The 22,052-nt window shown below is 75.0% G+C and carries 2 protein-coding genes (1 of these 2 only partly in view); both read left to right on the plus strand.

What is annotated here, in order from left to right; all coding sequences use genetic code 11:
* A complete protein-coding gene (locus ACFRQN_RS04775) occupies positions 1–9,408 on the plus strand; it encodes a type I polyketide synthase (protein ID WP_380738247.1) in 9,408 nt (3,135 codons plus the stop codon).
* Positions 9,408–22,052: the 5' portion of a type I polyketide synthase gene (locus ACFRQN_RS04780; RefSeq protein ID WP_380738259.1), read on the plus strand. Its footprint extends 5,631 nt past the window's final position; the window shows 12,645 of its 18,276 coding nt (coding positions 1–12,645); its start codon is at positions 9,408–9,410; its stop codon lies off the right edge, out of view. Before ACFRQN_RS04775 ends, ACFRQN_RS04780 begins: the two co-directional genes overlap by 1 nt.

A 22,052-nucleotide genomic window follows, 5' to 3' on the forward strand; every position in this document is an offset into this window, starting at 1 on the left:
GTGAGCGAGGACAAGCTCCGGTACTTCCTGAAGCGCGTCACGGCCGAGCTGCACGAGAGCCGCGAGCGCGTCCGCGAGTTGGAGACCGTGACCGGCGAGCCCATCGCCGTCGTCGGCATGGGCTGCCGCTACCCGGGCGGCGTGCGCACGCCGGACGAGCTCTGGAACCTGGTCGCCACCGGCACCGACGCGGTCGGCGACTTCCCCGCCGACCGCGGCTGGGACCCGGGCGAGGCGGCCGCCCACGGCTACGAGACCCGCGGCGGCTTCCTCCCCGACGCGGCCGAGTTCGACCCCGGCTTCTTCGGCATCAGCCCGCGCGAGGCCCTCGCGATGGACCCCCAGCAGCGCCTCGTGATGGAGGTCGCCTGGGAGACCCTGGAGCACGCCGGACTCGACCCGCGCGCCCTGCGCGGCTCGCACACCGGCGTGTTCGTCGGCGCCAGCGCGTCCGGCTACGACTGGTACGCGCGCGAACACGGCCACGACGAGGGCCACCTGGTCACCGGCAGCGCGATCAGCGTGCTCTCCGGCCGGGTCTCCTACACCCTGGGCCTGAACGGGCCCGCCGTGACCGTCGACACGGCCTGCTCCTCCTCGCTGGCCGCCGTCCACCTGGCGGCCCGCTCGCTGCGCACGGGCGAATGCTCGCTCGCCCTCGCCGGCGGCGTGATGGTGATGTCCACCCCGGTGATGTTCGCCGACTTCGCCCGCCAGCAGGGCCTCGCCTCCGACGGGCGCTGCAAGCCGTTCTCGGAGGACGCCGACGGCACCGGCTGGGGCGAGGGCGCCGGACTCGTCCTGCTGGAGCGCCTGTCCGACGCCCGCCGCAACGGCCACCGCGTCCTGGCGGTCATCCGCGGCAGCGCGATGAACCAGGACGGCGCGTCGAACGGCCTGACGGCGCCCAGCGCGCCCGCACAGCGCCGGGTCATCCGGGCCGCCCTCGCCGACGCCCGCCTGACGGCCGCCGAGGTCGACGCGGTCGAGGCGCACGGGACGGGCACGGAGCTGGGCGACCCGATCGAGGCCGGCGCTCTGCTGGCCACCTACGGGCAGGGCCGCGACGAGGACCGGCCGCTGTGGCTCGGCTCGCTCAAGTCCAACATCGGCCACGCCCAGCAGGCCGCCGGGGTCGGCGGCGTGATGAAGATGGTGCTCGCCCTGCGGCACGGCACCCTGCCCAGGACCCTGCACGCCGGGGAGCCGACCTCGCACGTCGACTGGGCCTCGGGGAACGTCCGGCTGCTCCAGGAACCGGTGGAGTGGCCGGCGGGCGAGCGGGTGCGCCGAGTAGGTGTGTCGGCGTTCGGCGCGAGCGGGACGAACGTCCACGTGATCCTGGAGGAGGCGCCCGCGCCGACGGCCGGGGAGCCGGCGGTGAACGAGGAGCCGACGCCGGACGAGGAGCGCCCCGCGCCCGTCCTGCCGACGGCGGCGTCGGCCTGGGTGGTGTCGGGCCGCAACGCGACCGCGCTGGCCGGTCAGGCGGGCCGGCTGCGCGAGCACGTGCTGGCGCGGCCGGAGCTGCCGGTGGGCGACGTCGCGTGGTCGCTGGCCACGACGCGGTCGGCCTTCGAGCGGCGCGCGGTGGTGCTGGGCGGCGAGCGGGGTGAGCTCGCGGCGGGTCTCGCGGCGGTGGCCACGGGACAGCCCGCGGCGGGTGTGGTGACCGGGTCGGTGGCCTCCGGCGGCGCCGGGCGGACGGTCTTCGTCTTCCCGGGGCAGGGGAGCCAGTGGGTCGGGATGGGGCGTGAGCTGGCCGCTTCGTCGCCGGTGTTCGCGGCGCGGCTGGCCGAGTGTGCCGAGGCTCTGGCGCCGTATGTGGACTGGCAGTTGGACGATGTGCTGGCGGGCCTTCACGGTTTCGAGGCCGCCGATGTGGTGCAGCCGGCGCTGTGGGCCGTGATGGTCTCGCTCGCCGCTGTGTGGGAGGCGGCCGGTGTCGCACCGGACGCTGTGGTGGGTCACTCGCAGGGTGAGATTGCCGCTGCGGCCGTCGCGGGGATCCTGTCCCTCGATGACGCCGCCAAGGTGGTGGCTCTGCGGAGCAAGACCCTGAAGGTGCTGGCTGGTCGTGGCGGGATGCTGTCGATCGCGGAGCCGGTGGAGGGCGTCCGGGCGCGGATCGCTCCGTACGGCACCCGCCTTTCCGTCGCGGCCGTGAACGGCCCGTCGGCGACGGTCGTCTCCGGTGACGCCGACGCGCTGCGTGAACTCGCCGAGGCGTGCGGGGAGTCCCCGCGTGCCCGGATGATCCCGGTGGACTACGCCTCGCACAGCGCCCACGTGGACGAGCTGCGCGAGGAGATCCTCGCCGTGCTCCAGGGCATCGCCCCCCGCGAGGTGCAGGTCCCGATGATCTCCGCGCTGACCGGCGAGTGGCTGTCCGGCCCGGAGCTGGATCCGGCGTACTGGTACGCCTCCCTGCGCGAGACGGTCGAGTTCGACCGTGCCGTGCGGATCCTCGGCGAGGCCGGACACGGCGTGTTCCTGGAGGTCTCCCCGCACCCGGTGCTGACCCCGGCGATCGCCGACAGCCTGGAGGACCGCTCCCCGACCGTGGTGGGCACCCTGCGCCGCGACGAGGGCGGCGCCGAGCGCCTGCTGACCTCGCTCGCCGAGGCGTACACGGGCGGCGCGGCCGTCGACTGGGCGGCGGTGCTCGGCGGCGGGACGGCGGTCGAGCTGCCGACCTACGCCTTCCAGCGCCAGCGGTACTGGCCGGCGGCCCTGGCCCGGCCGGCGGGCGCGGCGGGCGTCGACGACTGGCGCTACCGGATCCGCTGGCAGCCCGCGGACGCGGACCCGGCCGCCGTACCGGCCCTGTCCGGCAGCTGGCTGCTCGTCGGCGAGGGGGACGTGGCCGACGCGTGCGCCCGCACCCTGGCCGACCACGGCGCGCAGGTCGTCCGGACCGGCGTCGAGACCCTCGACCAGGCCGTCACCGGCCCCGTGTCCGGCGTGGTGTCCCTGCTGGCGCTGGAGGAGGGCCACGACCCGGCGTACCCGTGGATCCCGCGCGGCACCGCCGCGACGGTCGACCTCGTCCAGGCGCTGCGCCGGACCGGCGTCGACGCCCCGCTGTGGCTGCTGACCCGGGGCGCGGTGCAGACCGGACCGGACGAGGTGACGACCGCTCCCGTGCAGACCCAGCTGTGGGGCATGGGCCGCGTCATCGGCATGGAACTCCCGGACAGCTGGGGCGGGTTGGTCGACCTCCCGCCGGAGTTCGACGCGCGGACCGGCGCCCGGCTGGTCGCGGTCCTCGCGGACCGCACGGAGGACCAGGTCGCCCTGCGCCCCTCCGGCACGCTCGCCCGCCGCCTGGTGCGGGCCGAGCCGCGGCCGGCCGGCCGCGCCCCCTGGCGGGCGCGCGGCACCGTGCTGCTGACCGGCGGCACCGGCTCGATCGGGGCCTGCGTCGCGCGCTGGCTCGCCGAGCGGGACACCCCGCGCGTCGTGCTGACGAGCCGTTCCGGCCCGTCCGCGGACGGGGCGGTGGAACTCGCGGCCGCGATGGCGACCGCCGGGACGGCCGTCGACATCGTCAGCTGCGACACCGGCGTCCGCCGGGACGTCACCGACCTCGTCGCCCGGATCGAGGCCACCGGACCGGGCCTGTCCACGGTCCTGCACTCGGCCAACACCGGCTACCTGGCCCGGGTCGAGGACACCACCAGGGAGGGCCTGGCGGCGGCGCTCAGCGCCAAGGCCGCCGGGGCCACCTACCTGGACGAGGCGACGGCCGCGCTGGACGTGGACGAGTTCGTGCTGTTCTCCTCGATCTCGGCGACCTGGGGGAGCAACGACCACGGCCCGTACGCGGCGGGGAACGCCTTCCTCGACGGCCTGGCCGAGGACCGCCGGGCCCGGGGCCTGCCGGGCACCTCGATCGCCTGGGGCGTCTGGGACTCCCGGGACTGGGACGCGGTCGACGACCTGATGGACCACAGCCCCGGCCGGGTGACGCCCCGACGGCTCCGCCGGCAGGGGATGAACTTCCTCGAGACCGAACGGGCGCTGACGGCGCTGGACCAGACCCTCGCGGACGACGAGACCTTCATCGCGCTCGCCGACGTGACGTGGGAGAAGTTCGCGCCGGTGTTCCGCGCGGCGCGCCCGCGCCCGCTGCTGGACGCCATCCCCGAGGCCCGGGAGCAGGAGGACCGGGGCCCGGACGCCGCCGGGTCGGACCGGTCGGCCGAGGCCACCGGCGAACTGTTCCGCGCCCTCGTCGGCCTGACCGCCGCCGAGCGCCGCCGCGCGGTGGTCGAGCTGGTCCGCGCGCACGCCGCCGCCGTCCTCGGCCACGGCTCCGCGGCCGAGGTCCCGACCACGCGCGCCTTCCGGGAGCTCGGCTTCGACTCGCTGACCGCCGTCGAACTGCGCAACCGGCTGGGCGGCGCCGCGGGCGTCCGGCTGCCCGCCACGGTCGTGTTCGACCACCCCAACCCGGCCGCCCTGGCCGAGGAGATCCTCTCCCGGCTCTTCGGGGCCGAGGCGGCGGCCGGCGCCGGGCCGGTGCCCGCCGTGGTCGCGGCCCCCGCCGAACCGGTCGCGATCGTCGGCATGGCCTGCCGCTACCCCGGCGGGATCCGGACCCCCGAGGAGCTCTGGGCCCTCCTGGCCGAGCACGGGGACGCGATCGGCGGCTTCCCGACCGACCGCGGCTGGAACACCGAGGGCCTCTTCGACCCCGACCCGGACGCCGAGGGCAAGACCTACGTCGCCGAGGGCGGCTTCCTGACCGGGGCCGCCGAGTTCGACGCCGCCTTCTTCGGGATCAGCCCGCGCGAGGCCCTGTCGATGGACCCCCAGCAGCGGCTGCTGCTGGAGACCTCCTGGGAGGCCGTCGAGCGCGCGGGCATCGACCCGAAGTCGCTGCACGGCTCCGCGACCGGCGTGTTCGTCGGCGCGGCCCGGTCGACCTACCTCGGCGTGGTGGAGGAGACCGCCGGGTCCGAAGGACACCGCATGACCGGCACGGCGATGAGCGTGCTGTCCGGCCGGATCGCCTACGCGCTGGGCCTGGTGGGCCCGGCGATGACGGTGGACACCGCCTGCTCCTCCTCGCTGGTCGCGCTGCACCAGGCCGTGCAGTCGCTGCGGTCGGGCGAGTGCTCGGTCGCCCTGGCGGGCGGCGTGACGGTGATGGCCGACCCGGGCGAGTTCGTCGGCTTCTCGCGGCTGCGGGCCCTGTCGCCGAACGGCCGCTGCCAGGCCTTCGGCGAGGGCGCCGACGGCATGGGCATGGGCGAGGGCGTCGGCATCGTGGTGCTCGAACGCCTCTCCGACGCCCGCCGCAACGGGCACCGGGTGCTCGGCGTGGTGCGCGGCTGCGCCATCAACCAGGACGGCGCCTCCAACGGCCTCACCGCCCCCAACGGCCCCTCGCAGCAGCGCGTCATCCGCGCGGCGCTGGCCAACGCCCGGATCTCGGCGGCGGACGTGGACGCGGTCGAGGCGCACGGGACGGGCACGGAGCTGGGCGACCCGATCGAGGCCGGTGCGCTGCTGGCGACGTACGGCCAGGAGCGGTTCGAGGACCGGCCGTTGTGGCTGGGGTCGGTGAAGTCCAACATCGGGCATGCCCAGCAGGCCGCGGGTGTGGCCGGTGTGATCAAGATGGTGCTGGCCCTGCAAGCCGGTGTGCTGCCGAAGACCCTGCACGCCGATGAGCCGTCCTCGCACGTCGATTGGGAGACGGGCAACGTCCGTCTGCTGCAGGACGAGGTGGCGTGGCTGGCGGGCGAGCGGCCGCGTCGGGCGGGTGTCTCGGCGTTCGGGATCAGCGGCACCAACGCGCACGTGATCATCGAAGAGGCGCCGGTCGAGGCGGAGACCGTCCCCGAGGATGCCGCCGAGGACCTCGCGCCGGTCCTGTCGCGCCCCCTCCCGGCGTGGGTGCTGTCCGGCCGTGACGGGCAGACGCTCGCCGGTCAGGCGGGCCGGCTGCGCGAGCACGTCACGGAGCGGCCGGAGCTGCCGGTCGGCGACGTCGCGTGGTCGCTGGCCACGACGCGGTCGGCCTTCGAGCAGCGCGCGGTGGTGCTGGGAGCGGACCGGGACGAACTGGAGGCGGGGCTCTCGGCCGTCGCCACCGGACAGCCCGCGCCCGGCGTGGTCACCGGCGAGGTCGCCCCGGACGGGGTCGGGCGGACGGTGTTCGTCTTCCCCGGCCAGGGCAGCCAGTGGGTCGGCATGGGGCGTGAGCTGGCCGCTTCGTCGCCGGTGTTCGCGGCGCGGCTGGCCGAGTGTGCCGAGGCTCTCGCTCCGTACGTGGACTGGCAGTTGGACGACGTCCTGGCGGGCCTTCACGGTTTCGAGGCCGCCGATGTGGTGCAGCCGGCGCTGTGGGCCGTGATGGTCTCGCTCGCCGCGGTCTGGGAGGCGGCGGGTGTCGCTCCCGATGCCGTGGTCGGTCACTCGCAGGGCGAGATTGCCGCTGCCGCTGTGGCCGGGATTCTCTCCCTGGACGACGCTGCCAAGGTCGTGGCTCTGCGGAGCAAGACCCTTAAGGCGCTGGCGGGTCGTGGCGGGATGCTGTCGATCGCGGAGCCGGTGGACGGTGTCCGCGCCCGGATCGCCCCGTACGGTTCCCGGCTGTCGGTCGCGGCCGTGAACGGTCCGTCGGCGACGGTCGTCTCCGGTGACGCCGACGCGCTGCGCGAACTCGCCGACTCTTGCGGGGAGTTCCCGCGCACCCGGATGATCCCGGTGGACTACGCCTCGCACAGCGCGCACGTGGACGAGCTGCGCGAGGAGATCCTCTCGGTTCTCCAGGGCATCACGCCGACCGACGCCCGCATCCCCATGGTCTCCGCCATGACCGGCGCGTGGCTGTCCGGCCCGGAGCTGGACCCGGCCTACTGGTACGCGTCCCTGCGCGAGACCGTCGAGTTCGACCGCGCCGTGCGGATCCTCGCCGACGCGGGCCACGGGGCGTACGTCGAGGTGTCCCCGCACCCGGTGCTCACCCCGGCGATCAGCGACGCCTTCGCGGACCGGACCCCGGCCGTGGTCGGCACGCTGCGCCGCGAGGATGGCGGCGCCGGGCGTCTCCTGGCCTCGCTCGCCGAGGCGTACGTCCGGGGCCTGCCCGTCGCCTGGACCGCGCTCCTGGGCGGCGGCACGGTTGTGGACCTGCCCACCTACGCCTTCCGGCGGGACCGGTTCTGGCCGGAGCCCACCGAGGCCCCGACCGTACCGGTCACCGCGGGCACGCCCGCCGAGGCGGGCTTCTGGAACGCCGTCGAGCGCGGTGACGCCGCTGCTCTCGCCGACCTGCTCGGCGTCGACCCGGCCGACCCGGCCCTCGGCGCGCTCACCGGCTGGCGCCACCGCGAACGCGCCGAGTCGGCCGTCGCCGGCTGGCGCTACCGCATCGCCTGGTCGGCCCTGCCCGAGCACGGCACCGCGCTCGCCGGCACCTGGCTGCTCGTCGGCTCGGCGCCGGACGTCGCCGACGCCCTGACGGCCGCCGGCGCCCGCGTCCTCACGGTGCCCGGGGACGGTATCGACACCACCGACCGCGAGGCGCTCGCCGCCGCGCTGCCCACCGGTGTCGCCGACCTCTCCGGCATCGTCTCCGCCCTCGCCCTCGACGAGGAGGCGGCCGCGCCGCTCGACGCCCACCCCGGCGTCCCGCGCGCCCTGGCCGCCACCCTGGCCCTGGCCCAGGCCGTCGCCGACCGGCGCGGGGACGGGGAGGACACGCCCGCCGCCCCGCTGTGGGTGCTGACCCGGGGCGCGGCCGCCGCCACCGACGGCGAGCCGGCCGGCCCGCCCGTCCACGCCCAGATCTGGGCCCTCGGCCGGACGGCCGCCCTCGCCCACCCCGACCTGTGGGGCGGCCTGATCGACCTGCCGCAGCGTCCCGAGGACACCGGCCCCGCCCTGCGGCGCCTGGCCGCCGTCCTCACGGGCGGCGACGGCGAGGACCAGGTGGCGCTGCGCCCGTCCGGCGCGTACGGACGACGGCTGGTGCGCGCCGCGCAGCCGCAGGCCCCGGCGAACGGCACCGCGTGGACCCCGCGCGGCACCGTCCTGGTCACCGGCGGGACCGGCGCCATCGGCGAGCACGTCGCGCGCTGGCTCTCCGACCGCGGCACGCGGCGCGTCGTGCTGACCGGCCGTCGCGGCCCGGCCACCGAGGGCGTCGCCGCCCGCGCCGCCGAACTCGCCGCCCGCGGCACCGGCGTCGACGTCGTCGCCTGCGACGTCGCCGAGCGCGCCGAGGTCGCCGCCCTGCTGGCCCGGATCGACGCCACCGGCGGCCCGGCCCTGTCCACGGTGCTGCACACCGCGGGCGTCGGCCAGGGCGGCACCGTCGGCGAGACCACCGCGGCCGGGCTGGCCGAGGTGTGCGCCCCCAAGGCGGGCGGCGCCCGCTGGCTCGACGAGCTGACCGCCGACCGCGGCCTCGACGACTTCGTGCTGTTCTCCTCCGGCGCCGCCGTCTGGGGCGGCAGCGACCAGGCCGGCTACGCCGCCGCCAACGGCTACCTCGACGGCCTCGCCGCCGAACGCCGCGCCGCCGGCCGCCCCGCCACCACGCTCTCCTGGGGCCTGTGGGACGGCGGCGGCATGGGCGGCGGCAGCGTGACCACCCGGCTGACCCGCTACGGCGTCCGGGCCATGGCGCCCGAACTCGCCGTCCGCGCCCTCGGCCAGGCCCTGGACGCCGGAGAGGACGCCGTCACCGTCGCGGACATCGACTGGTCGGTGTTCGGCCCGACGTTCACCCTGCGCCGTCCCAGCCGCCTCCTCGCCGACCTGCCCGACGCCGGGACCCGACCGGAACCCGCGGACTCCGGCCCCGGCGCTGGGAGCGGCGCACCGGACGGCACCGGCCTGGCCGACCGACTCGCCGGCCTGCCCCACGCGGAGCAGCTGCGCCGACTCGTGGAGATCGTCTGCGACCAGGCCGCCGCCGTCCTCGGCCACACCGCCGGAGCACTGCCCAAGGGCCGGCCGTTCCGCCACCTCGGCTTCGACTCCGTGATGGCCGTCGACCTGCGCAACCGGATCACCGACACCACCGGGCGGCGGCTGCCCGCCACCCTCGTCTTCGACCACCCGACCCCCGCCGAACTCGCCGAGTACCTGCACGGCGAACTCGGCCTGCGAGCCGCGCCCGCCGACGACACCCGGGCCGCCCCCGGCACCGACCCGGTGCTCGACGGGCTCGACCGCCTGGAGGCCGCGCTCGCGGCGGTGCCCGGCGGCAGCGGCGCCCGGCGCGACGTGACCCTGCGGCTGAGGAACGTGCTCTCCCGCTGGCTGGGCGACACCGAGCAACCACGGCAGGACGAGCAGGAGCAGCAGACGCTGGCCGGGCGACTGGACGACGCCGACGCCGGCGAGGTCCTGGACTTCATCAACAAGGAATTGGGGCTTTCGTGATGACCGGTGGTGCGCAGGCGGCGGGCGGCGACAAGCAGCTGCTCGACACTCTGAAGAAGCTCGCCGCCGACCTGTATCGGACCCGCGAGCGCGTCAAGGAACTGGAAGCCGGCGAGCGCGAGCCGATCGCCGTCGTCGGCCTCGGCTGCCGCTACGCCGGGGGCATCACCGGCCCCGACCGGTTCTGGGACCTGCTCTCCGCCGGGACGGACGCCATGGGCGGCTTCCCCACCGACCGCGGCTGGGCGGAGTGGGAGCGCGCCTACGGCAACCCGGACGCGCGCGCCGGCGAGGAGTACGCCCGGGTCGGCGGATTCCTCTACGACGTGGCCGACTTCGACCCCGGGTTCTTCGGGATCAGCCCGCGCGAGGCCCTGGCGATGGACCCGCAGCAGCGGATCCTGCTGGAGACCGCCTGGGAGGCGGTCGAGCGGGCCGGCATCGACCCGATGTCCCTGAAGGGCTCCGACACCGGCGTGTTCGTCGGCGCCAGCGGCACCGCGTACGGATCGGGCGTGGGCGGCAACGGCAGCGGCGCCGAGGGCTACAAGATGACCGGCGGCCTGACCGCCGTCGTCTCCGGACGCATCTCCTACACGCTGGGCCTGACCGGCCCCGCCGTGACGATCGACACCGCCTGCTCGTCCTCGCTCGTGGCACTCCACCTCGCGGTGCGCTCGCTGCGCTCGGGCGAGTGCTCCCTCGCCCTGGCGGGCGGCGTCGAGGTGCTGGTCATGCCCGACGCGTACATCGAGTTCTCCCAGCAGGGCGGCATGGCCGCCGACGGCCGGTGCAAGTCCTTCGCCGCCGAGGCCGACGGCATCGGCTGGGGCGAGGGCGCCGGCATCATCGCGCTGGAGCGCCTCTCCGACGCCCGCCGCAACGGCCACCAGGTGCTCGGCGTGATCCGCGGCAGCGCCGTCAACCAGGACGGCGCCTCCAACGGCATCACCGCCCCCAACGGGCCCTCGCAGTACCGCGTCATCCACTCGGCGCTGGCCGACGCCGGCTTGACCGCGGCCGACGTGGACGTGGTCGAGGCACACGGGACGGGCACCACGCTGGGCGACCCGATCGAGGCGCAGGCGCTGCTCGCCACCTACGGGCAGGCCGAGGACCGCGCCGCCGACCGGCCGCTCTGGCTGGGCTCGGTGAAGTCCAACATCGGCCACTCCGGCTGCGCGAGCGGCGTCGCCGGTGTGATCAAGATGGTGCTGGCGCTGCAGCACGGCGTGCTGCCGAAGACCCTCTTCGCCGGGAACCCGTCGCCGCACGTGGACTGGGCCTCGGGCAACGTCCGGCTGCTGAGCGAAGCGGTGGCGTGGCCGACGGGCGAGCAGCCGCGCCGCGCGGGCGTGTCCGCGTTCGGCGTCAGCGGCACCAACGCGCACCTGATCCTGGAGGAGGCGCCGGCGGGCTCGGGCCGCCCGGAGGTCGTGGCGGGCGCCGCGCCGCGCGTCCTGTCCGGCGAGGGCCTTCCCGCGTGGGTGGTGTCGGGGCAGAGCGCCGCGGCGCTGGCCGGTCAGGCGGGTCGACTGCGTGAACACGTGGCGGAGCGGCCGGAGTTGTCGGTCGGCGACGTCGCGTGGTCGCTGGCCACGACGCGGTCGGCGCTGGAGCACCGGGCCGTCGTGCTCGGCCCGGACCGGGACGGACTCGCCGCGGGGCTGACGGCCGTCGCCGCGGGGCAGCCCGCGCCCGGCGTGGTCACGGGCTCGGTGGACGCCGCCGGTGTGGGGCGGACGGTGTTCGTCTTCCCGGGGCAGGGGAGCCAGTGGGTCGGGATGGGGCGTGAGTTGGCCGCTTCGTCGCCGGTGTTCGCGGCGAAGCTGGCGGAGTGCGCTGCGGCTCTCGCTCCGTACGTGGACTGGCAGTTGGACGACGTTCTGGCCGGGCTTCACGGCTTCGAGGCCGCTGATGTGGTGCAGCCGGCGCTGTGGGCCGTGATGGTCTCGCTGGCTGCGGTCTGGGAGGCGGCTGGTGTCGCTCCCGATGCCGTGGTCGGTCACTCGCAGGGCGAGATTGCCGCCGCCGCTGTGGCCGGGATTCTCTCCCTCGATGACGCTGCCAAGGTCGTTGCTCTGCGGAGCAAGACCCTGAAGGCGCTGGCCGGTCGCGGTGGGATGCTGTCGATCGCCGAGCCGGTGGCGGGTGTCCGCGCCCGGATCGCTTCGTACGGTTCCCGGCTGTCGGTCGCGGCGGTGAACGGTCCGTCGGCGACGGTCGTCTCCGGTGACGCTGACGCGCTGCGCGAACTCGCCGACTCCTGCGGGGATTCGCCGCGTGCCCGGATGATTCCGGTGGACTACGCGTCCCACAGCGCCCACGTGGACGAGCTGCGCGAGGAGATCCTCTCGGTTCTCCAGGGCATCGCTCCGACCGAGGCCCGGATCCCCATGGTCTCCGCGCTGACCGGCGCCTGGCTCTCGGGCCCGGAGCTGGACCCCGACTACTGGTACGCCTCGCTCCGCGAGACCGTCGAGTTCGAGCGGGCGGTCCGCATCCTCGCCGAGTCCGGGCACGGGGCGTTCGTGGAGGTCTCCCCGCACGCGGTGCTGACCGGCGCGGTGGGCGACGTCGTCGAGGACGTCGAGGGCTCGGCCGTGGTCGGCACCCTGCGGCGCGAGGAGGGCGGCGCCGAGCGCCTGCTGGCCTCGCTCGCCGAGGCCTACGTGCGGGGCCTCCCCGTCGACTGGGCCGCGCTCCTGGGCGGCGGCACGGTCGTGGACCTGCCCACCTACGCCTTCCAGCGCCGGCGCTACTGGCTCGGCGCCGTGGCCTCCGTCCAGGCCGCCGGCCCGGACACCTCGGTGGACGACTGGCGCTACCGGATCGTCTGGCAGGCGGCCGACGCGAACCGGGCCGCCACGCCGTCGGGCACCTGGCTGCTGGTCGGCGACGGCCCCGACCGGGAGGCGGTCGCGAACGCGCTGACGGCCCGCGGTGCGAGCGTCGTCGCCGTCGCGGGACCGGAGGACGTCGACGCGGCACTGGCCGAGGGCGTGGCCGGTGTGGTGTCGCTGCTGGCCCTGGACGAGACGCCGCTGGCGGAGCACCCGTCGGTTCCGGGCGGTCTGGCCGGGACGGTCGACCTGGTCCGGGTGCTGGTCGAGACCGGGGTCACGGCCCCGCTGTGGGTGCTGACCCGTGGCGCGGTGGCGGTCGGCGCCGACGAGGTGACGACCAGTCCGGTGCAGGCCCAGGTCTGGGGTCTGGGCCGGGCCGTGGGCCTGGAGCACGCGGACTGGTGGGGCGGTCTGGTCGACCTGCCGCCGGTGCTGGACGCCGATGCCGCGGCTCGTCTGGTCGGCGTGTTCGCGGACGGCAGCGAGGACCAGGTCGCGGTGCGGCCGTCGGGTGTGTTCCTGCGCCGTCTGGTGCGGGCCGAGGCCCGCCGTGTGGAGTCGGCGGGCTGGTCACCGCGTGGCACCGTCCTGCTGACCGGTGGCACCGGCTCGATCGGCGTCTCCATCGGCCCCTGGCTTGCCGAGCACCGCGCGCCGAGGGTGGTTCTGACCTCCCGCTCCGGCCCGTCGGCGCCCGGTGTGGCGGCGCTCGCCGCCGCCGTGGCGAACGGCGGATCGGCCGTCGAGGTCGTCAGCTGCGACCTGGCGGACCGGGGCCAGGCGACCGGCCTGGTGGCCTGGATCGAGGCCTCCGGCCCCGGCCTGTCCACCGTCCTGCACTCCGCCAACGCGCCCTACCTGGCCAGGGTGGAGGACACCAGCCGCGAAGGCCTGGTCGCCGCGCTCGGCGCGAAGGCGGCCGGCGCCGTCCACCTGGACGAGGCCACGGCCGGCCTGGGCATCGACGAGTTCGTCCTCTTCTCGTCGATCTCGGCGACCTGGGGCAGCAACGACCACGGCGCCTACGCCGCCGGCAACGCCTTCCTCGACGCGCTGGCGGAGGACCGCCGTGCCCGCGGCCTGCCCGGCACCTCGATCGCCTGGGGTGTCTGGAACACCCGCGACTGGGACGCCGTCGACGCGGTGATGGACCAGGCACCCGGCCGGGTGACGCCCCAGCGCCTGCTGCGGCAGGGCATGAACTTCCTCGACACCCAGCGGGCGTTGACGGCGCTCGGCGAGGTGCTCGCCGACGACGAGACCTTCATCGCCCTCGCGGACGTCGAGTGGCAGAAGTTCGCGCCGGTCTTCACGGCCGCGCGCCCGCGCCCGCTGCTGGACACCATCCCCGAGGCCCGGGCCGAGACGGCCGCCACGACGGCCGCCGACGAGCGCGGCGAGTTCGCCTCGCGGCTGGCCGGCCTGTCGGCGGCCGAGCGGCGCCGGAGCGTCGTGGAGCTGGTGCGCTCCCACGCCGCCGCGGTCCTCGGCCACGACTCGGCGGACGAGATCGTCGCGACGCGGGCCTTCCGCGAGCTGGGCTTCGACTCGCTGACCGCCGTCGAGCTGCGCAACCGCCTGAACACCGCCTGCGGCCTGCGTCTGCCGTCCACCGTCGTCTTCGACCACCCGAGCGCCTCCGTACTGGCCGAGGAGATCCTGAGCGCGCTGTTCGGGGCGGAGGGCCCCGGCCAGGTGGTCGCGGTGGCCGCCGCGCCCTCGGAGCCGATCGCGATCGTCGGCATGGCCTGCCGCTACCCGGGCGGCGTGCGCTCGCCCGAGGAGCTGTGGGACCTGATCGCCGCCGGCGGGGACGCGATCAGCGGCTTCCCGGCCGACCGCGGCTGGGACGCCGAGGCGCTGTTCGACGCGGACGCCGACGCCGAGGGCTCGACCTACGTCGTGGAGGGCGGATTCCTCAGCGGCGCCGGGGAGTTCGACGCCGGGTTCTTCGGCATCAGCCCGCGCGAGGCCCTCGCCATGGACCCGCAGCAGCGCCTGCTGCTGGAGACCTCCTGGGAGGCCGTCGAGCGCGCGGGCATCGACCCGCAGACGCTGCACGGCTCGGCGACCGGCGTCTTCATCGGCGCAGCCCCGTCCGGCTACTTCGGCGCGGTCGGGGACGAGGTCGGCGTACAGGCCCACCTGATCACCGGGAACGCGCTGAGCGTGCTCTCCGGCCGGATCGCCTACTCCCTGGGCCTGGTCGGCCCGGCGATGACCGTGGACACCGCGTGCTCCTCCTCGCTGGTCGCGCTGCACCAGGCGACCCAGGCGCTCCGGTCGGGCGAGTGCACGGTGGCGCTGGCCGGCGGTGTGACCGTGATGGCCGACCCCGGCGAGTTCGTCGGCTTCTCGCGGCTGCGCGCGCTGTCCTCCGACGGCCGCTGCAAGGCCTTCGGCGAGGGCGCGGACGGCATGGGCATCGGCGAAGGCGTCGGCATGCTGGTGCTGGAACGGCTGTCGGACGCCCGCCGCAACGGGCACCAGGTGCTCGGCGTGCTCCGCGGGAGCGCCGTCAACCAGGACGGCGCCTCCAACGGCCTGTCCGCGCCCAACGGCCCCTCGCAGCAGCGCGTGATCCTCTCCGCGTTGGCCAACGCCCAGCTGTCGGCGTCCGACGTCGACGCGGTCGAGGCACACGGCACCGGCACCACGCTCGGCGACCCGATCGAGGCCGGCGCGCTGCTGGCCACCTACGGCCAGGGACGCGCCGGGGACCGGCCGCTGTGGCTGGGGTCGGTGAAGTCCAACATCGGGCACGCCCAGCAGGCCGCCGGTGTGGCCGGGGTGATCAAGATGGTGATGGCGCTGCGGCACGGCGTGCTGCCGAAGACCCTGCACGCCGAGCAGCCGTCCTCGCACGTGGACTGGGACCTGGGCAACGTCCGGCTGCTCCAGGAGCAGGTGGCGTGGCCGGCGGGCGAGCGGCCGCGCCGGGCGGGCGTGTCGGCCTTCGGGATCAGCGGCACCAACGTCCACGTGATCGTGGAGGAGGCCCCGGCGGCCGTCGAGGCGGCGCCCGAGCCTGGGCCGGAGCTCCCGGCGCTTCCGGTGCTGACCGGCGGGACGTCGGTGTGGCGGGTCTCCGGTCGTAGTGCGGTGGCGCTGGCCGGTCAGGCCGGTCGGCTGCGTGAACACGTGCTGGCGCGGCCGGAGTTGTCGGTCGGCGATGTGGCGTGGTCGCTCGCGACGACGCGATCGGTGTTCGAGCAGCGTGCGGTGGTGCTGGGCGGCGAGCGGAGTGAGCTCGCGGCGGGTCTCGCGGCGGTGGCCACGGGGCAGCCCGCGCCCGGTGTCGTGACCGGCGGACTCGCTCCCGGTGGGGTGGGGCGGACGGTGTTCGTCTTCCCGGGTCAGGGGAGCCAGTGGGTCGGGATGGGGCGTGAGCTGGCCGCTTCGTCGCCGGTGTTCGCGGCGCGGCTGGCGGAGTGCGCCGAGGCTCTGGCGCCTTATGTGGACTGGCAGTTGGACGATGTGCTGGCCGGGCTTCATGGGTTCGAGGCCGCCGATGTGGTGCAGCCGGCGCTGTGGGCCGTGATGGTCTCGCTCGCGGCGGTCTGGGAGGCGGCCGGTGTCGCTCCGGACGCCGTGGTCGGTCACTCGCAGGGTGAGATCGCGGCGGCTGCTGTCGCGGGGATTCTTTCGCTGGAGGATGCGGCGAAGGTTGTTGCTCTTCGCAGCCGGACTCTGAAGGCGCTGGCGGGTCGTGGCGGGATGCTGTCGATCGCGGAGCCGGTGGCGGGTGTGCGGGCGCGGATCGCCGCGTACGGTTCCCGGTTGTCGGTGGCGGCGGTGAACGGCCCGTCGGCGACGGTCGTCTCCGGTGACGCCGACGCGCTGCGCGAACTCGCCGAGGCATGCGGGGATTCGCCGCGCGCTCGGATGATCCCGGTGGACTACGCCTCGCACAGCGCGCACGTGGACGAGCTGCGCGAGGAGATCCTCTCCGTCCTTGAGGGGATCCGGCCTCGTGAGGCGCAGGTCCCGATGATCTCCGCGCTGACGGGCGAGTGGCTGGCCGGCTCCGAGCTGGACCCGGCGTACTGGTACGCGTCGCTGCGGGAGACCGTCGAGTTCGAGCGGGCGGTTCGTCTGCTGGGTGAGTCCGGGCACGGTGTGTTCCTGGAGGTGTCGCCGCACCCGGTGCTGACCCCGGCGATCGGCGACGCCCTGGAGACGCTGTCCCCGGTTGTCGCGGGCACCTTGCGGCGCGACGAGGGCGGTGCGGACCGCCTGCTGACGTCGTTCGCCGAGGCCTACGTCCAGGGCGCCACGGTGGACTGGGTGTCGGTCCTCGCCGGTGGTTCGACGGTGGATCTGCCGACGTACGCGTTCCAGCATCGTCACTACTGGCCCGAGGCGGTGGCCGAGGTTGCCGAGGGCTCCGTCATCGATGCCGAGTTCTGGGCGGCGGTCGAGGGCGGCGACGCCGACGGCCTGGCGGCGGCGTTGAACATCGACGGCGACCGGCTGGGCGAGGTGTTGCCGGCGCTGGCCGACTACCGGCGCCGTGGCCAGGCCGATGCGGCGGTCGCGGACTGGCGGTACCGGGTGTCGTGGGCGCCGGTGGGCGAGTCCGGCGGGGTGTTGACCGGGACGTGGCTGCTGGTCGGGGAGTCCCCGGATGCCGCTGCGGTCGCGGCGGCGCTGGAGTCCCACGGGGCAACCGTGGTCCGTACTGCGGTGGATGCCGTGGGTGAGGCGGCGGCCGCGTGCTCCGACCTGAGCGGAGTGCTGTCGCTGCTGGCGCTGGACGAGTCGCCGCAGGAGGCGTTCCCGTGGGTGTCGCGTGGTGGTGCTGACACGCTCGCGCTGATCCGGACGCTCGATCGTGCCGGGGTTGTGGCCCCGCTGTGGGTGGTCACGCGGGGTGCGGTGGGTGCGGTCGCGGGTGATGTGGTGCGGCCGGTCCAGGCGCAGGTCTGGGGTCTGGGTGCCGTGGCGGGGCTGGAGTTGGCGGGCCGCTGGGGCGGGCTGATCGACTTGCCGGCTGCCGTGGATGCGCGTACGGGTACGCGGCTGGCGTCCGTCCTGGTCGGCGATGAGGACCAGGTGGCGGTGCGTGCGGGCGGTGTGGTGGCGCGGCGGTTGGTGCGTGCCGGCCGTCCGAACGTGCGCGAGGCGTGGTCGCCGCGTGGTTCGGTCCTGGTGACGGGTGGCACGAGCGGCGTGGGTGCGATCACCGCCCAGTGGGTGACGGATCGTGGTGCTTCGCGGGTCGTGCTGACGTCCCGTTCGGGTCCGGGTGCCGCCGGTGTGGCGGAGCTGGCGGCGTCGATCGCGGCTCGCGGTGCGGCAGTGGAGGTGGTGGCGTGCGACGTCGCCGACCGCGCCTCCGTCAAGGGCCTGCTCGACTCGATCGACGCGACCGGTCCGGCGCTGTCGTCGGTGGTCCACTCGGCGGGTGTCGGTGACCGTAGGCCGGTCGAGGAGATCGAGCCTTCGGACCTGTCCTGGCTGCTGTCGGCGAAGGTCGGCGGTGCCATGGTGCTGGACGAGTTGACGGCGGGCCGGGATCTCGACGCGTTCGTGCTTTTCTCGTCGGGCGCGGGTGTGTGGGGCAGCGGTGGCCTGGGCGGCTACGCGGCGGCGAACGCGCACCTGGACGCGCTGGTGGAGGATCGCAGGGCCCGGGGCCTGGTGGCTTCTTCGGTCGCGTGGGGCCTGTGGGCCGGCATCGGGATGGCCGCGAGCTCCGGCGGTGAGCGGTTGCGCGAGTTCGGCATGGAGGGCATCGACGGGCGTCGGGGCATGCTGGCGCTGGGCCAGGTCCTGGACGCGGGCGAGGGTGCGATGGTGGTGGCCGGCTTCGACTGGCCGCAGTTCGTGCCGACCTACACCCTGCACCGGCCGAGCCGCCTGCTGGCGGACCTGCCCGAGGTCCGCGCGGTCCTGGCCGCCGAGGCCGCCGTCGAGTCCACCACCGAGGAAGTCGGCGAGTGGGCGGGCCGGTTGGCCGGAATGCCGGCCGCTGAGCAGCGCCAGGTCCTGACCGACCTGGTGCGCGGTCACGCGGCGGCCGTCCTCGGCCACGAGTCGGCGGACGACGTGCTGCCGCAACGGGCCTTCAAGGAGCTGGGCTTCGACTCCGTCGGAGCGGTCGAGCTGCGGAACCGCCTGTCGAAGGTGCTCGGCGTCCGGCTCGTCTCCACGATGGTCTTCGACCACCCGAACGCCGCCGCCGTCGCGGACTACGTACGCGGCGAACTCGTCGGCGCGGACGAGCAGACGGTCCAGCGGGACGGCACGGTCCAGGTCGTGGCCGCGGCGATCGGCGAGCCGATCGCGATCGTCGGCATGGGATGCCGGTACCCGGGCGGGGCGGTCGGCCCCGAGCAGTTCTGGAGCATGGTGGCCTCCGGCACCGACACCATCGGCGGCTTCCCGACCGACCGCGGGTGGGACGCCTACGAGGAGGAGTTCGGCAAGGGCCAGGAGTACCGGCGACAGGGTGGATTCGTCCATGACGCGGCCGAGTTCGACGCCGGGTTCTTCGGGATCAGCCCGCGCGAGGCCCTGTCGATGGACCCGCAGCAGCGGCTGCTGCTGGAGACCTCCTGGGAGGCCATCGAGCACGGCGGGATCGACCCCAAGTCGCTGCACGGCTCGGCGACCGGCGTCTTCGTCGGCGCCAACTTCTCGGGGTACAGCTCGGTCCTGCCCGTCGAGGACACCAGCCTGGACGGCTACCGGCTGATCGGGAACGTGACCGCTGTCCACTCCGGCCGGATCTCGTACTGCCTGGGCCTGACCGGTCCTGCTCTGACGGTGGACACGGCCTGCTCGTCCTCGCTGGTGGCGATGCACCAGGCGGTGCAGGCGCTGCGGGCCGGCGAGTGCTCGATGGCGCTGGCCGGCGGCGTGGCGGTGATGGTCTCCCCGGCCGCCTTCATGGAGTTCGCCCAGCAGGGCGGCATGGCCTCCAGCGGCCGGTCGAAGGCGTTCTCGGACGAGGCCGACGGCATCGGCTGGGGCGAGGGCGCGGGCATGGTGCTGCTGGAGCGCCTGTCCGATGCCCGGCGGAACGGGCACCAGGTGCTGGCGGTGATCCGTGGCAGTGCGGCGAACCAGGACGGTGCGTCGAACGGTCTGGCGGCGCCGAACGGTCCGTCGCAGCGGCGGGTGATCCGTGCGGCGCTGGCGAACGCGCAGCTGTCGGCTGCGGATGTGGACGTGGTCGAGGCGCACGGCACCGGCACGACGCTCGGTGACCCGATCGAGGCGCAGGCGCTGCTGGCCACCTACGGGCAGGCCGAGGACCGCGCCGCCGACCGGCCGCTCTGGCTGGGGTCGGTGAAGTCCAACATCGGACACTCGCAGTGCGCCGCCGGCGTGGCCGGGGTGATCAAGATGGTGATGGCGCTGCGGCACGAGGTGCTGCCGAAGACGCTGCACGCGGACGAGCCGTCCTCGCACGTGGACTGGGAGACGGGCAACGTCCGTCTGCTCCAGGAGGCGGTGGAGTGGCCGGCGGGTGGGCGCCCGCGCCGGGCGGGTGTGTCGGCGTTCGGCGTGAGCGGCACCAACGTCCACCTGATCGTCGAGGAAGCGCCGGTCGCGGCGGTCGAGGCCGAGCGCCCGGCGGAGCAGCCGGCGCCGGAGGTCCTCGGGACCGCGCCTTCGGTGTGGACGGTGTCGGGCCAGAGCGTCGCGGCACTGGCCGGTCAGGCGGGTCGGCTGCGTGAACACGTGCTGGCGCGGCCGGAGTTGTCGGTCGGCGATGTGGCGTGGTCGCTGGCGACGGCGCGTGCGGCGCTGGAGCACCGGGCGGTCGTGCTCGGTGGCGAGCGGAGTGAGCTCGCGGCGGGTCTCGTGGCGGTGGCCACGGGGCAGCCGGCGTCCGGTGTGGTGACCGGTTCGGTGGCTCCTGGCGGTGTGGGGCGGACGGTGTTCGTCTTCCCCGGCCAGGGCAGCCAGTGGGTCGGCATGGGGCGCGAGTTGGCGGAGGCCTCGCCGGTCTTCGCCGCGAAGTTGGCGGAGTGCGCCGAGGCTCTGGCGCCTTACGTGGACTGGCAGTTGGACGATGTGCTAGCGGGCCTTCACGGTTTCGAGGCCGCTGATGTGGTGCAGCCGGCGCTGTGGGCGGTGATGGTCTCGCTCGCCGCCGTCTGGGAGGCGGCGGGTGTCGCTCCTGACGCCGTGGTCGGCCACTCGCAGGGTGAGATTGCCGCTGCGGCCGTCGCGGGGATTCTCTCCTTGGACGACGCCGCCAAGGTCGTCGCTCTGCGGAGCAAGACCCTGAAGGCCCTTGCCGGTCGTGGTGGGATGCTGTCGATCGCGGAGCCGGTGGCGGGTGTCCGCGCGCGGATCGCTTCGTACGGTTCCCGGTTGTCGGTGGCGGCGGTGAACGGTCCGTCGGCGACGGTGGTTTCCGGTGACGCCGACGCGCTGCGCGAACTCGCCGAGGCGTGCGGGGATTCGCCGCGTGCCCGGATGATCCCGGTGGACTACGCGTCCCACAGCGCCCACGTGGACGAACTGCGCGAGGAGATCCTCGCCGTTCTCCAGGGCATCGTGCCGACCGAGGCCCGGATCCCCATGGTGTCCGCGCTGACGGGCGCATGGCTGTCGGGCCCGGAGATGGACCCCGACTACTGGTACGCGTCGCTCCGCGAGACCGTCGAGTTCGAGCGGGCGGTCCGGATCCTGGGCGCCTCCGGGCACGGGGTGTTCGTGGAGGTGTCCCCGCACGCGGTGCTGACCGGCGCGGTGGGCGACGTGGTCGAGGACGTCGACGGTTCGGTGGTGGTCGGCACCCTGCGCCGCGAGGACGGCGGGGCCGAGCGCCTGCTGTCGTCCTTCGCCGAGGCCTACGTCCAGGGCGCTCTGGTGGACTGGGCGACGGTGCTCGGTAGTGGTGAGAGCGTCGGCCTGCCGACGTACGCCTTCCAGCGCCAGCGGTTCTGGCCGGAGCCGCGTACCCCGCAGCGGGCCAGGGCGTCGGTGGACGACTGGCGCTACCGGATCACCTGGCAGCCGGCGACCGGGAGCGGCCCGGCGGTCCTGTCCGGTACCTGGCTGCTGGTCGGGGACGCGGCGGACGCCGGTGTGATGGCCGAGGCGCTGGCGAGTTGTGGCGCCGAGGTGGTGCGGACGACGTTGGCGGGCCTCGACGAGGCTGTCGCCGGTGCGGATGTCCAGGGTGTGGTGTCGCTGCTGGCGCTGGACGAGTCGCTGGACGCCGAGTTCGGGTGGGTCCCGCGCGGCAGCGCCGACACCCTCGACCTGGTGCAGGCGCTGGGCCGGGCCGGGGTCACCGCTCCGCTGTGGGTGCTGACCCGCGGCGCGGTGCAGGCCGCGGCCGGCGAGGTGACGACCAGCCCCACCCAGACGCAGGTCTGGGGTCTGGGCCGGGCCGTGGGCCTGGAGCACGCGGACCGCTGGGGCGGTCTGGTCGACCTGCCGCCGGTGGTGGACGCCGATGCCGCGGCCCGGCTGGTCGGCGTGTTCGCCGATGGCAGCGAGGACCAGGTCGCGGTGCGGCCGTCGGGTGTCCTCCTGCGCCGTCTGGTGCGGGCGGAGGCCCGTCGCGTCGAGTCGGCGGGCTGGTCGCCGCGTGGCACCGTCCTGCTGACCGGTGGCACCGGCTCGATCGGCGTCTGCATCGGCCCCTGGCTTGCCGAGCACGGCGCGCCGAGGGTGGTTCTGACCTCCCGGTCCGGCCCGTCGGCGCACGGTGTGGCGGCGCTGGCCGCCGCCGTGGCGAACGGCGGCTCGGCCGTCGAGGTCGTCAGCTGCGACCTGACGGAGCGTGCGCAGGTTGCGGCGATGGTGGCGTGGATCGAGAACACCGGT

Origin of the sequence: Kitasatospora sp. NPDC056800, assembly GCF_042789775.1 — a bacterium.
Taxonomy (GTDB): domain Bacteria; phylum Actinomycetota; class Actinomycetes; order Streptomycetales; family Streptomycetaceae; genus Kitasatospora.